The sequence below is a fragment of the Pseudomonas sp. MWU12-2029 genome, from assembly GCF_023242425.1.
In the GTDB taxonomy this organism is placed as follows: Bacteria; Pseudomonadota; Gammaproteobacteria; order Pseudomonadales; family Pseudomonadaceae; genus Aquipseudomonas; species Aquipseudomonas kribbensis.
Genome location: NZ_JALJDY010000003.1, coordinates 496,758 through 509,582 on the forward strand (window position 1 = coordinate 496,758; position 12,825 = coordinate 509,582).

General features: G+C 60.7%; 11 protein-coding genes. 6 read left to right on the top strand and 5 right to left on the bottom strand.

Annotation, left to right across the window (positions count from 1 at the left end; genetic code table 11):
* Positions 1-51 precede the first annotated feature (51 nt).
* The 3 genes from M5B44_RS09935 (at position 52) to M5B44_RS09945 (ending at position 2,485) form a co-directional block, all read left to right on the top strand.
* Complete coding sequence (locus M5B44_RS09935; protein ID WP_248739031.1) at positions 52-420, top strand: hypothetical protein; 369 nt, start codon at positions 52-54, stop codon at positions 418-420.
* Between the two features lie 549 nt (positions 421-969).
* Positions 970-1,545: a hypothetical protein gene (locus M5B44_RS09940; protein ID WP_248739032.1), complete on the top strand. Its 576-nt coding sequence runs from the start codon at positions 970-972 to the stop codon at positions 1,543-1,545.
* A 577-nt stretch (positions 1,546-2,122) separates the two neighbouring features.
* Entirely contained in the window at positions 2,123-2,485 is a 363-nt protein-coding gene (locus tag M5B44_RS09945) for a DUF6124 family protein (protein ID WP_248739033.1), read from the top strand.
* Positions 2,486-2,610: 125 nt separating this feature from the next.
* Here M5B44_RS09945 and M5B44_RS09950 read toward each other — a convergent pair whose 3' ends face one another.
* Complete coding sequence (locus M5B44_RS09950) at positions 2,611-3,591, bottom strand: GlxA family transcriptional regulator (RefSeq protein WP_248739034.1); 981 nt, start codon at positions 3,589-3,591, stop codon at positions 2,611-2,613.
* Positions 3,592-3,697: 106 nt separating this feature from the next.
* Between M5B44_RS09950 and M5B44_RS09955 the strand changes: the two genes are divergently transcribed.
* Both M5B44_RS09955 and M5B44_RS09960 read left to right on the top strand, forming a co-directional pair.
* Positions 3,698-4,492, top strand: a complete 795-nt coding sequence (locus tag M5B44_RS09955) for an SDR family NAD(P)-dependent oxidoreductase (RefSeq protein ID WP_248739035.1) — start codon at positions 3,698-3,700, stop codon at positions 4,490-4,492.
* 189 nt (positions 4,493-4,681) lie between these two features.
* A complete protein-coding gene (locus M5B44_RS09960; protein WP_248739036.1) occupies positions 4,682-7,564 on the top strand; it encodes an ATP-binding protein in 2,883 nt (960 codons plus the stop codon).
* Here M5B44_RS09960 and M5B44_RS09965 read toward each other — a convergent pair.
* The 3 genes from M5B44_RS09965 to M5B44_RS09975 form a co-directional block, all read right to left on the bottom strand.
* Positions 7,551-8,165: a response regulator transcription factor gene (locus M5B44_RS09965; protein WP_134827209.1), complete on the bottom strand. Its 615-nt coding sequence runs from the start codon at positions 8,163-8,165 to the stop codon at positions 7,551-7,553. The genes M5B44_RS09960 and M5B44_RS09965 overlap by 14 nt on opposite strands.
* A 77-nt stretch (positions 8,166-8,242) precedes the next feature.
* On the bottom strand, positions 8,243-8,614 hold the full coding sequence (locus M5B44_RS09970; protein ID WP_192553332.1) for a response regulator: 372 nt from the start codon (positions 8,612-8,614) through the stop codon (positions 8,243-8,245).
* Entirely contained in the window at positions 8,614-10,200 is a 1,587-nt protein-coding gene (locus M5B44_RS09975) for a PAS domain-containing sensor histidine kinase (protein WP_248739037.1), read from the bottom strand. The genes M5B44_RS09970 and M5B44_RS09975 overlap by 1 nt, the downstream gene beginning before the upstream one ends.
* A 343-nt stretch (positions 10,201-10,543) precedes the next feature.
* Between M5B44_RS09975 and M5B44_RS09980 the strand changes: the two genes are divergently transcribed.
* The gene (locus M5B44_RS09980) at positions 10,544-11,509 is read left to right on the top strand and encodes a quinone oxidoreductase family protein (protein ID WP_248739038.1); all 966 of its coding nucleotides are present in this window, start codon (positions 10,544-10,546) and stop codon (positions 11,507-11,509) included.
* Here M5B44_RS09980 and M5B44_RS09985 read toward each other — a convergent pair.
* Complete coding sequence (locus M5B44_RS09985) at positions 11,496-12,725, bottom strand: MFS transporter (protein ID WP_248739039.1); 1,230 nt, start codon at positions 12,723-12,725, stop codon at positions 11,496-11,498. The two genes, M5B44_RS09980 and M5B44_RS09985, sit on opposite strands and share 14 nt — an antisense overlap.
* Positions 12,726-12,825: the final 100 nt, after the last annotated feature.

Below are 12,825 nucleotides of genomic sequence, written 5' to 3' on the forward strand. Positions count from 1 at the left end.
AGGCCAAGAAAGTAGGCCTGATCTGTAAGCCGGATTAAATAGGAAAAAAACATGAAACGGATGTTTGTAGCGCTCATTTTGGCGATTGCAGCAGGCTGCAATGTATCAGCCGCTGCCGAACCACCGATGCCATCTGGCACGGAAGAAAAGGCACTTACCTCGCCAATACCAGAGCAACCGATGGACGTCTTGCATTTGCGCAAAATTCGATTTGATGACGATTGTGAAAAATGGCGATCAGCAGGCAGCAAATTTACTGCATCGCAAGACGTCACGGACTACCTACAACGTTCCCGTGTCGCTACGTGGAGAGTTAATGATCGAGAGTACGTTAATCGCGTACTTTGGCCCGTCATGCGCGATTGCGTATTTGCGGGATATTGGGGGAATGTCCCAGTTGTTGAAAAGATTAACGACTAGGCGAAAGCCCCTGATCAAATCTAAACAATCAGGCTAATGAACCAAGGCCAACGATAGGAAAGTCGCATGGAGGACGCCGATGAGGTGTACCAGATCCTTCGAGACATCAAGGTTTTGGCTCGCCGTTATTACCAACTCACTCGCAAACCGCTGGGTGTGACTGGGGAAATCGCAGAGTACGAGGCAGCTCGGCACCTCAACGTCGAGTTGGAACTGGCTAGGCAAGCTGGGTACGACGCGACAGAAGTGAGAGATGGGGCTGACAGTCAGAATTCAAATCAAGGGGCGGTATTTCACCAGCCCACGAATGCGAAGCGGCCGAGTGGGATCAATCGATTTAAGGCAACCCTTCGATACTGTTTTACTGGTTCTTCTCGACGTGGATTACAACGCTTTCCAGATTTTTGAAGCGGATCGCTCTGCGGTTGAGGCGTTACTGACAAGGCCTGGGTCAAAGGCTCGAAACGAACGTGGCTCAGTCGGTATCAGTCAATTCAAAGCGATCAGCAGACTGCGCTGGGCGCGGTCTGAGCTATAGGAAATGACGCCATGCGACAGTTCGAACGAGATGATGTGCTTCGGGCTGCCACTGGGGACGCAGATGCCTTGTTAAGAGTGCAAAGACGCAAGGACGTGCTGAAGTGGAATGCCCAAGTGCGCAGGACAGCATTGAAGTACGCTACGCCCCTATGGGCTGATCATAAGGCGATTGATGCTGTTTACACGGAGGCTAGGCGGCTGTCAGCCGAGACTGGTATTAAGCATGACGTTGATCACATCATTCCGCTCCAAGGTAAAAAGGTCTGCGGACTACACATACCTTGGAATCTGAGAGTGATAACAACGGCTGCTAACGTCAAGAAGCACGCCAGCTTTGGTGATGAGGATGTCGTAGGTTTTTTGGCCGAACTTGGTTATGAAGTAATTTACGGTGTTCGCTATCTGAAGCGGGCAATCAAGATAGGCAGGGGACAACCGGTTCTGCTAGTTAGCCCCGAGGGGCAGGTCATGCTAGAAGTCGCACATCTTCACGGTGAGTTTGTCATCGGACCTGCTGCTGAGGCCTCAACTCTTCCATTAGTTGCAATAGCTAGGAATTATCCGCTGCATACCACCGGCCCTTGATTGAACCTTTTGCAATACCAAAAAGCGGGTTTAGCACTAGTGAAGACTGATTGATTTGGGTTTTATAGATACCCTCTAAACTCGCAGCGTACAGTTCTCAAGCCCTGCCGGTGACTGAATTGCCACTGTTTCGAAGAAAGGCGGAATGACCGCATTTGGCCGAAAGCAGCCGATCAAAAAACAAAGGACGAGGGCCGACTTGATCCACCCGTTTAACCATCCCCCTCAATCACCGTTTAAAAGACACCACCCGTAACGCCCTCAAGGCTACATCACCTTGCGTCATTGCCTACGACTACGCCAGAATCCGCCGGCTTGTGCGTCTGGGGCGCGGGTTTTATCGTTTCCGGGTCACTGAAAAACAGTGATCGGGTTTGGTAGCCCGGTTCCCCATATGACGCATAACGTCACCTAGCGCGGATGCCTTTTCGGTATCTGACTTATGGTGGCCATGCGCAGGGCGTCTTCGGGCGCGCCGGATTTTCCATATGGGCCGGTCTACCAACCTTCGTATGGCCACCACCCCTCGTTTGGTAGCGAGAGTGATGGCTCCTCAAGTCCCATATGGAGTTTCACCATGATCAAACCAACACCCAATCCACCCGAAACCGACCCGGTTTCCCCCTATCAATTCCCCGACTCCCGAACCCTGAACGAAGCCGCCGAACGCGCCCTCGATCATTACCTCACTCCGCAACAACGCATCATGGGTAGTCACACCAAGCACGATCCCATGTTCCTGGCCAACCCCGCCTACAACAGCGAATCCCTCCTGGCCAACGCCTGCGAATCCCTCGATTCCGCCAGCGAAATGCTCAGCAACTTCGCCGCGATCCTGGAACCCGGCCACCGCAAAACGGCGCTGGGCATCGCGCAAGTGGTGATGGTCGCAGGGCTGGCGGTGAATCAGGCGCTGGATCATGTCGAGGTGAAGACGTGATCGGTTGATGGCTGTCGCTCAATAGCCGAAAAGTAAATGGCCGAGGTTGTCAGGTGTAACTGACGACCTCGGCCATTTTTCTTTTTTCCTGCACCTTTCAACGCTCCAACAAAGGTGACAGCTCGTCAGTCCTCGATATCTACACTTTCCACCCGCTTGACCACCACTTGCCGCGCATCCCGCCGCACCGCCTGCGGAGGCACGCCGAATCCTCGAATGAACGCTTCACGCATATGCCGCCGATCACGAAAGCCGGATTCGCTGGCCACCACATCGAGGGAATGTCGGCTCTGTTCGATCATCAATCGAGCGGCCTCCAGGCGCAGGCCTTCGATGGCTTTGGCGGGGGATTGGCCGGTTTCTGCGCTGAATATGCGGGTGAACTGGCGAGGGCTCAGGTGTGCCACGCCTGCCAGTTCTTCTACGCTGAGCGGTCGGCTCAAATGCTGGCGTGCATAGTTCAGAGCACTTTGGATACGGTCGGACTTGGGGGCGAGGTCGAGCATTTCCGAATGCTGCGACTGGCCGCCGGAACGGTGCTGGTGCATCACCAGTTTGTGCGCCACCGAGCGGGCGACGTCGGCGCCCAGGTCCTTCTCCACCATGCCGACGGCGAGGTCGAGGCCGGCGGTCATGCCTGCCGAAGTCCAGAAGGGGCCGTCGACGATATAGATGCGGTCGACGTCGACGCTGATTTCGGGATGGCGCTTCTGCAAGGCCTGCGCGTAGGCCCAGTGGGTGGTGGCGCGGCGTCCGGTCAGCAGGCCGGCTTCGGCGAGGATGAAGCCGCCGGTGCAGATGCCGACGGTGCGCCTCGCCTGGTTGCCGGCCTGGCGCACGAAGTCGAGCACAGCGGAGGCTGTGTCGGTTTTTTCCGGATCGTTGACCCCGACAACGATCCAGGTATCGGCCAGTCCTGGCGCCTCGAGCGGGCGGGTTTCCATGGCCAGCCCCAGTGAGGAGCGCACCATGCCGCCGTCCGGCGAGAAGTTTTCGATGCTGTAGAAGGGCGCTTCGGCGATCTGATTGGCGAACTCGAAAACGGCTTGAGTCGCCAGGGAGAGCACCTGAAAGCCGTCGGTGAGCAAGTAGCCAATACGATGCATGGTGATTTCTCGGATGTCCTGGATCCATACCATATACGTCATTTGAGATATGGCCAAGCCGTCGCATTCTGTTCTCCAGTACTTCCCACAACCCTGGAGACTCGACATGACTCAATCCCGCCTCGGCACCGCCCTGATCACCGGCGCTTCGTCCGGCATCGGTGCCATTTACGCTGAACGCCTGGCCCACCGTGGCCATGACCTGATCCTGGTCGCGCGAAATCGCGACCGCCTGAATGTTCTGGCCAAGCGCCTGAGTGAAGAAACCGGCCGTCACGTTGAAGTCTTGGCTGCCGACCTGTCCGAAAAAGCCGATCTGGCGCGGGTCGAAGATCGCCTCAGAACGGACGCCAACATTTCTCTGCTGGTGAACAATGCCGGGGTTGGTGCGACTCATCCTTTGCTGGAGTCGGACGTCGACAAGCTCGACGACTTGCTCACGCTCAACGTGAACGTGCTGATGCGCCTGACTTACGCGGCGGTCCCGGGTTTCGTCGCCCGTGGCGGTGGCACGCTGATCAACATTGCCTCGATCGTGGCCATTGCACCGGAGGTGTTGAACGGTGTTTACGGCGGCTCCAAGGCTTTCGTTCTGGCGTTCAGCCAATCCTTGCGTCATGAACTGGCGGACAAAAATGTCCGGGTCCAGGTGGTGCTGCCCGGCGCGACGGCCACCGAATTCTGGAGCGTGGCCGGCACACCGCTGGAGCATCTGCCGGAGGCCATTGTGATGCGGGCGGACGACATGGTGGACGCTGCGTTGTCCGGTCTCGATCAAGGCGAGTTCGTCACCATTCCGGCACTTCCCGAAATCGCCGACTGGAATGCCTACGAGGCGGCGCGCCAGAAGCTGATGCCTGATCTGTCGCGCAGTGAGTCGGCTGCACGCTATCGCGACTGATGTTCGACGCAGGCATTGATTTGCGAACGAAGGGGGCTACGAGCATAGGGGCCGAAATTACGGGGTGAAGTTCTCACTCCGTGCATCTCAGGCTTGAACGACCGTGCAAAACTCCTATGATGCAAAGGGCCTGCGCCTGTGGCTTGCAACCGGCGACGCCCCCTTCGTTTCCCAGTGAGATCGCCCCTCGTGGAGTCTATTCCAGACGCTTTGCATGAATCACTCATGACCCGGTTCGTGTTCGGGCCGTTTTGCGTCGTTCCAGGTAAACGGCTGCTGACCAGAAACGGGGTTGCCGTGGAAATCGGCGGTCGGGCGCTGGATCTGCTGATTGCCTTGCTCGAGCAGCCGGGGCGGGTGCTGTCCAAGTACGATCTGATCGAAAAGGTGTGGCCCGACAGCGTGGTCGCCGAAGGCAGTCTGCGCTTTCACATGACGGGCCTGCGGCGGATTCTCGGGGATGGCGAGGAGCACGCGCGTTATATCGCGACCCAGGTGGGTGTGGGTTATGCCTTCGTGGCGCCGCTGGAAAGGCAACTGTCCGGGGTTCAACCGACGCCCACGGAGACCGGGCATCTCCGGGCCGCCAGCAGCCTGCCGCCGCGGGCGAAGTTGATCGGTCGCGAAACCGACCTGCAACTGGTCGTCGATCACCTGCAGCAGCCCAGGTTGTTTACCCTCGTCGGTCCCGGTGGCGTCGGCAAGACCAGCCTCGCCATCGAGGTGGCGCATCGCATCGCCGCCCAGGGTTACGAACGCGTCTGCTTCGTCGACCTGGCTCAGGTGGAAGACAGCACGCTGGTGCCTTCAGCACTGGCCAGGTCGCTGGAAATCGCCGTGCAGGCCGAAGATCCGATGTTCGTTTTGCTGGCGCATTTGCGCGAACAGCGGCTGATGCTGGTCATCGACAATTGCGAACACCTGATCGACGCCGTTTCGACCCTTCTGGAACAGATCAGCGACAGCGCGCCCGACGTGGGCATTCTGGCCACCAGTCGCGAGCCGTTGCGGGTGCGTGGCGAATACGTGCATTGGCTCAATCCGCTGGAGTTTCCTCGCGAGCCCCGGCACCTGTCCACTCAGGAGCTGCTGGCATTCGCAGCGATCAAACTGTTTGTCGAGCGCGCATCGTCGAGCAATGCGGCGTTGCTGCTGGAGGCGGGTGGCGGACAAATGATCGCGGACATCTGCCAGCGCCTGGAGGGCATGGCCCTGCCGATCGAACTGGCGGCGATGCGGGTTGCCAGCCACGGCCTGAAGGCCACGCATGCCTTGCTCGGCGAGCGGTTTTCACTGGGCTGGTCGGGGCGCCGGACGGCGGTCCCGCGGCATCAGACGCTGCGTTCCATGCTCGACTGGAGTTACGACCTGTTGTCGGCGCCGGAGCGTCTGGCGCTGGAGCGATTGTCGGTGTTTGTCGGGCCGTTCTCTCAAGAGGCGGCGTCTCAGGTGGTTGCCGAGTCTCAGTCCGAAGGCCCTGCGGTGGCGGCGATCCTCGATGATCTGGTGTGCAAGGGGCTGGTTACGGTCGATCACAGTGATTCGACGGATTCCTATCGGCTGCTCGAGATGACACGCGCCTACGCCCGGGAAAAACTGGCGGCCCGGGGCGACGCCGAAGTGAACTCGCTGGCCTTCAGGCATGCGGCGTATTACATGGATCTGCTGGGCCATCCCGGCAACTCGCCCGACGAGTTTTTCCGCAACTTTGCACGCCTTGCCAGTCAGTTGGGCAACGTACGCAGTGCTCTGGAGTGGAGCTTCGGGCCCCATGGCGATCCGGGCCTGGCGTTGCCCCTGGCAGCGGCGAGTGCACCTCTGTTCCTGCATTTTTCCTTGCTGGTCGAGTGCCGGACCTGGTGTGCCCGGGCCGTGGAACTGCTCGAACTGGGGTACTACGGCACGTCGACCGAAATGGAACTGCAGGCGGCGCTCGGGCTGGTGCTGATGTTCACTCAGGGCAACAGCGAAGCGGCCGAGAAGGCCTTGCTCCGGGCGCTGGATATCGCCGTTGCGCTGGCTGACCACGGGTCGCAGTTGAGGCTGCTTGGCCGCTTGCAGATTTTCTACGAACGCATTGGTGATTTCCCATCTTCGCTGGCGTGGGCGGAGCAGGCAGCCGTGGTCGGCAATCTGCTGAATCAGCCGGCGGCCATCGCAATCGCTTCATCGCTGACCGGCATCTCCCATCATCTGCTGGGCGATCAGCGTCTGGCGCGGCAGGAGCTGGAACGCTCGCTGCGCAACAGTTTGCCGTCCCATCCCAGCCACACCATCTACTACGGCTTCGATCACCGCAATCGCACCGGGCTGGCACTGGCCCGTTCGCTGTGGTTGCAGGGCTTTCCCGATCAGGCCCGGCACTGGGTCGAACTGATAGAAGCCGAGGCGTCGGCGCTGCAGCATCCGGTCACCTACTGCATCGCCATGGTCTGGATTCTGTGCATCTACATCTGGACCGGCGACCTGGAGAAAGCGGCCGCCAGCCTTGAACGGTTCAGTGCCGTGGCCGAGACCAATGCCCTTGGCCCCTACATTGCCGCCGCCCAAGGCTTGCGGGCGGCGATTGCGATCCGCGCCGAACAGCCCGGCGATGCGGTGCCGCTGCTGGAGGAAAGCCTGGCGCGGCTGCGTGGCATGCGCTACGAACTGCTCACGACATCGTTTGAAATCGCGCTGGCCGAGGGCCTGATTCTGGGTGGGCAACACGCGAAGGCGCTGATGCTGGTCGACGGCACCATCGATCACTGTCGTCAGAGCGGCGACGCCTTTGCGTTACCGGAACTGCTGCGAATCAAGGCCGGAATTCTCAAGGAAATCGATGGCGAAAATGTCCAGTCCATCACGACCCTTCTTGAGGCGTCCATCTCGCTGAGCCGCGATCAGGGGGCCTGGGCGTGGGAGCTGAGGACTTCGATGGATCTGGCCAGGCTCTGGCTCAAACAGGGAAGGGCGGAGCAGGCCAAGGCGTTGCTCGACGCGTGTCGCGAGCAGGTCTCGGAGGGCTTCGACACCCTTGACCTGCGCCGGCTGGAAAGCCTCTGGCAAAGCCTTCGCGTCACGCGGGGGTGATCAGCGCCGCCATTTTCACCAGATCCGCCAGCGAACGGGCCTTCATCTTGCGCATGACCTTGCCCCGGTGGGCCTTCACCGTGATCTCGCTGATTTCGAGGTCTGCGGCGATCAGTTTGTTCAGACGACCACTGACCACTGCGGCCATGATTTCCTGTTCGCGGGGCGTCAGGGTCTTGTAGGCCTCAAGCACGGAGCGCAGGGCTTTTTCCCCCTCCAGAGCCGCACGGCTGCCTTCGAGCGCATCGCCCATGGCGGTCAGCAGCTCATCATCGTTGAACGGCTTGGTCAGAAACTCCACCGCACCGGCTTTCAAGGCCCGCACCGTGCGCGGAATGTCTCCGTACCCGGTGATGAAGATGATCGGCATGTTGTAGCGCTCGTCAGCCAGTGACGTCTGTAGATCCAGACCGTTCAAGTCAGGCAGGTTGATATCCAGTACCAGACAACTGGGTACCCGCGCGCGGGGCTCGGCGAGAAAGTCCTGCGCGGATTCGAAGAGTCGTGGCTGCCAGCCGGCGCATCGGATCATCAGCTCCAGCGACTCGCGCACGGAGACGTCGTCATCCACAACGAACACCACAGGCGTGACATCACTCATCGGAAATGCTCCGTGGCCGGGGGACACTGTGTGATTCGAGTTCAACATGTCGATTCCTTTTCTTTACCGCTTCGCGTTCAGTCGAGGGGCAGGGCAGCGCTCAGGGCCTTGATCAGTTGCGCTTCACTGAAAGGCTTGAACAGGCACTCCACCGCGCCGGTGTTCAACAGCTTTGCCTGTTGGCTGGCGTCGGCGTGAGCGGTGATGAAAATCACCGGGATGCGATAGCCGCGCCGCAGCAGTTCCTTGTGCAGATCCGGCCCGGACATACTTGGCATGGCCACATCGAGAATCAGGCAATCGGTCAGGCCGAGATAAGGCGAGGCCAGAAACGCCTGCGCCGAGGCGAACGCCTGGACAGCGAATCCGAACTCCCTGATCAGGTCAGGCAGCGACTCACGAACCGACTCGTCATCATCGACAACCGATACGAGCAAGTACTTACCCATCAGTGATTCTCCATGACGCGATCACAGGCCTCGCGGTTGTCGGCATACGGGATTGAAAAGGCGAACGTCGCACCCGGGCCGTCGTTGGCAGAGGCCCGGAGTTGCCCGTCGTGGTGTTCGATGATGGAGCGACTGATCGACAGACCGACCCCCATGCCCGAGCTTTTGGTGGTGTAGAAGGCATTGAAAATCCGTTCCATGTCCTGTGGATCGACCCCGGTGCCGCTGTCTTTCACCGCCAGATAAACGCTCCGGTCTTGCTCCTGGCCGGTGCTGACGATCAAGTCTCTGGAGCGACCGGTGATGCTGCTCATGGCCTCGACAGCGTTCATGATCAGGTTGAGGATCACCTGTTGAAGCTGGACCCGGTCGGCCCTGACTGGCGGCAGGGCTTCGGCGAATCGAGGATGAAGCACCACGCCGTTGCGTTGCAGCTCGCCCAGCAGCATGGCGATGACTTCCCGTGCGGCGTCATTGAGGTCGACGTTTTCAATCGTGATGCTTTTTTTCGAGAACAACGCTCGCAAGCGGTTGATCACATCGGCGGCCCGATTGCCGTCGCGAATGGTGCGGCGCGCGGTTTCCAGGGCTCCGTCGACATTCGGCGGATCGGCGCCGAGCATGCGCAGACAGGTACTGGCGTTGGTGATGATGCCGGCCAGCGGCTGATTGACCTCATGGGCAATGGACGCGGTGACTGCGCCCAGGCTGGCGACTCTGGCCAGATGCGTCAGTTCGGAACGGGCCTTGGCCAGAAAGGCTTCCGCCTGCTTGCGGTCTTCGATGTCGGTATTTTCGCCATACCAGCGCACAATCCGGCCCGCCTCGTCACGCTGGGGCACGGCGCGAATCAGAAACCAGCGATATTGCCCGTCGAAGCGTTTCAGACGAGCCTCGTACTCACCGGCATTGCCCGAGTGCAGAAGCGCCTGCCAGTAACCGCCCAGTCCGGGGGCGTCGTCGGGATGGATCGATGCCACCCAGCCATCGCCGCACGCCTCTTCGAGCGACATGCCGGTGTAATCGCACCACCGCCGGTTGACGAATCCGACACTGCCTTCGGGGGAAGCGCTCCAGACGAACCCGGGAACGGCATCGATGATGCCGCGCAGGCGCTCCTCCGAGCTGCTGACCTCCGCGAGGGCTTTGGCGATCAAGACCTTGTCCCGTCGGCGCTCGTCGATATCGACCTGCAACACGCACCAGCGAGTGATGGTGCCTTCGCTGTTTTTGACCGGCAGGCCGCGCACATGAAACCAGCGATAGACACCGTCGGCGCGCCGAATCCGATGCTCGATATCGTAGGGTGTGCCGGTGCCGACCGAGTGCATCCACGCCGCGCCGACCGATGGCAGATCGTCCGGGTGCACGGTGTCGCTGGCCTGCCAGTTTTTCAGTTCATCGAGCGGGATGCCGATGTAGTCCAGGATTTGCCGGTTGACCTGCTCCAGTTCACCGGACGGTGTCATGAAGGCGACCATGGCCGGAATGCTGTCGATGATCGAGTCGGCCTCAGGCATTGGCAGGCCCCTGTCATTGACGTGGCCTGGACCGTCTTCGATGACGCGCTCCCGCTCGTTCGCCATGTCGATTCTCATTGTGCAGTCACCGTTGAACAAAGATGCGCCTTCTGATGGCACTCGCCCATCATACTTTGGTGTCGCTTTCCGCGAATATCGGCCGCCCTCACGCATTGCGATGCGCGTCACAGACGGCCCGGGGCTTTTGTAAGCCACTGTATCTACGGCCCCTCAAGCCACACAAGCATGCAAATGAGCCTGTTCGCGAAACTGCGCGGATACACCACCCGGCCACCCTTGGCGCTGGTTTCAACGTCCTCCGGCGATTGAATGAAGACAACGTGACGTCCGCGCTTCTGCCACCCATTCGGCAGCAGGACAGGTCGTCCCTGTGGCAGGGCAGAACACAATGAAAGCAGTCGTGATCCAGGCCTTTGGCGGGCCCGAAGTCTTGACGGTTCAGGACATTCAACTGGCTGAACCGGGACCCGGACAAGTCCTGGTCAGGGTCATGGCGGCGGGCGTCAATTTCATGGACACCGGTGTCCGTCGCGGCCTCGGCGCTGCCTGGGAGCTGCCGCTGACGCCGGGTGCGGAAGGCGCCGGTGTCGTTCTGGCCACCGGTCCGCAGGTGACGGAGTTCGCTGTCGGTGACCGCGTGGCCTGGCATTACGTGCCGGGCAGCTACGCCGAACAGGTGATCGCCCCGGTCAGTCAGTTGGTGCCGTTGCCGGACGAGATCGACTTCAGCACCGCCGCCAGCCTGATGATGCAGGGCCTGACCGCCAGCAATCTGGTGGACAAGGTGCATGCGATCCAGCCGGGCGATGTGGCATTCGTGCACGCGGCGGCGGGGGGCGTGGGGCTGATGCTGACTCAGTTGATCAAGCTGCGGGGCGGCAAGGCCATTGGCCGGGTGTCTCACGCCGACAAGGTGGAGGCGGTGCTCGCGGCCGGGGCCGACTACGTAGTGATCGGGCGTGCGCACAACATTGCCGGACAGGTCATGCGCCTGACGGAGGGGCAGCGAGTGAATGTGGTGTACGACGGGACGGGCGCGGAGGGCTTCGCCGAATCGTTGAACCTGCTGGACCATTTCGGCACCCTGGCCTTGTACGGGCCGTTCATGGACCCGATCCCGCCGATCGATATCTTCAGTGTGCCGCGCAGTATCAAGCTGACGTATCCCTCGGTCATGCACTACGTGCGCAACCGCGAGCTCCTGCTGGAGAAGTCCCGGCAACTGTTCGCGTGGGTCAGCACCGGCAAACTGAAAACCTTCATCGGCCAGCGTTATTCACTGGACGGCGCGCAGCAGGCCCATCGCGATATCGAGTCGCGCAATACGACGGGCAAGCTGATCATTGTTCCTTAGTGCCACGCCAGATCAGCAGCGCTGCCAACAGCTGGCTGCCGGCGAAGAACGTGAACAGCTCTTGCGCGGTCCATCGGGCATCCAGCAGAAAACCGGCGACTATCGGCGAAATGATCGCCCCCAGGCGCCCCATCGCCAGCACCACGCCGACGCCGGTCGTACGGACTGACGTGCAGAACGCCTGAGGGGCCAGGACATACAGGGCGGCGACCGCACCGTTGAGCATCAGGCCAAGCGTGACGGCCACGAGCGCGGCCAGACCGGGCACGTGCGAGGCCGGCACCATCAGTGGTAGCAGGGCGGCGTTGAGCAGCAGGAACCCCGACGACAATCGCCGGCAGCCATACCGATTGGCCGCCAGTCCCAACAACAGGGCGCCGAGCATGCCCCCCGACGCCAACAGAACACCGATCCGCGCGCCTTGCCGATCGGTAAAACCGTTAAGAACCAGAAGACTCGGGGTCCAGCTCATCACGAAGTAAAAGCAGAACATCAACAGAAAGAGTGCCAGCGCCAGCGACGTGGTCTGTTGCCATTGACCGGATGAAAACGGTCGGATTGCCTTGTCAGGCGACGTTGGAGCGACAGGCCCACGGCGTTCAAGTGCCAGAAATGACGGCGACTCTCGCAGCCAGAAGACACCCGCCAACGCCGCCGCCAGCGTGATACAACCCCCCGCGAGAAAGACATACCGCCAGCCCATGAAATCATTCAATACGTGAGCCAGCACCCCGCCCAGGCTGGCGCCCATGGCGAAGGCGAGGGATTGCAACGCGATGGCCAGGTTGCGCCGCTGCGCGCTGGCGTGCTCGAACGTCAGCACGTTCGCCCCCACCAGCACCGCCCCCGTGCCGATGCCGGTCAGCAATCGCAAAAGCATCAATACGTGATGATCCTGGCTCCAGAACGACAGCAACATGCTCAGTCCGCCGAGCAGCAGGCCGGCGAGCAATAACGGCCTGCGCCCGAAGCGGTCGGCCCTGGGCGCGGCCAGCAGCGAACCGAGCGCCATCCCGACCAGGCTGGCGCTCAACAACAGGCCCGTTTGCGCGCCGTTCAATGTCCACTCCGCTGACACCCGGCTGGCAGTGAAGGCCATGGCCATCACGTCCAGACCGTCGATCACGTTGAACAGCATGCACAGCCCGATCACCCACCACTGCGAAGTGGTCGATGACGTGCCGCACGGGCGTTCGAGCGCTGTTTCCCCACGCATCCGCAATCCTTGTTCTGCCAGGTCATTCGAATGGGCCGGCTCGCCGAGCCATATCCCCGCCGCATTTTGCCCGTTAACCACTGCTGAATTCGAGCGCGAT

Coding starts and splice junctions, on each gene's coding strand:
- M5B44_RS09970 (WP_192553332.1), bottom strand. CDS start 8,614: ATGGGTAAGTACTTGCTCGTATCGGTTGTCGATGATGACGAGTCGGTT.
- M5B44_RS09950 (WP_248739034.1), bottom strand. CDS start 3,591: ATGCATCGTATTGGCTACTTGCTCACCGACGGCTTTCAGGTGCTCTCC.
- M5B44_RS09980 (WP_248739038.1), top strand. CDS start 10,544: ATGAAAGCAGTCGTGATCCAGGCCTTTGGCGGGCCCGAAGTCTTGACG.
- M5B44_RS09935 (WP_248739031.1), top strand. CDS start 52: ATGAAACGGATGTTTGTAGCGCTCATTTTGGCGATTGCAGCAGGCTGC.
- M5B44_RS09985 (WP_248739039.1), bottom strand. CDS start 12,725: ATGCGTGGGGAAACAGCGCTCGAACGCCCGTGCGGCACGTCATCGACC.
- M5B44_RS09965 (WP_134827209.1), bottom strand. CDS start 8,165: ATGAGTGATGTCACGCCTGTGGTGTTCGTTGTGGATGACGACGTCTCC.
- M5B44_RS09940 (WP_248739032.1), top strand. CDS start 970: ATGCGACAGTTCGAACGAGATGATGTGCTTCGGGCTGCCACTGGGGAC.
- M5B44_RS09945 (WP_248739033.1), top strand. CDS start 2,123: ATGATCAAACCAACACCCAATCCACCCGAAACCGACCCGGTTTCCCCC.
- M5B44_RS09955 (WP_248739035.1), top strand. CDS start 3,698: ATGACTCAATCCCGCCTCGGCACCGCCCTGATCACCGGCGCTTCGTCC.
- M5B44_RS09975 (WP_248739037.1), bottom strand. CDS start 10,200: ATGGCGAACGAGCGGGAGCGCGTCATCGAAGACGGTCCAGGCCACGTC.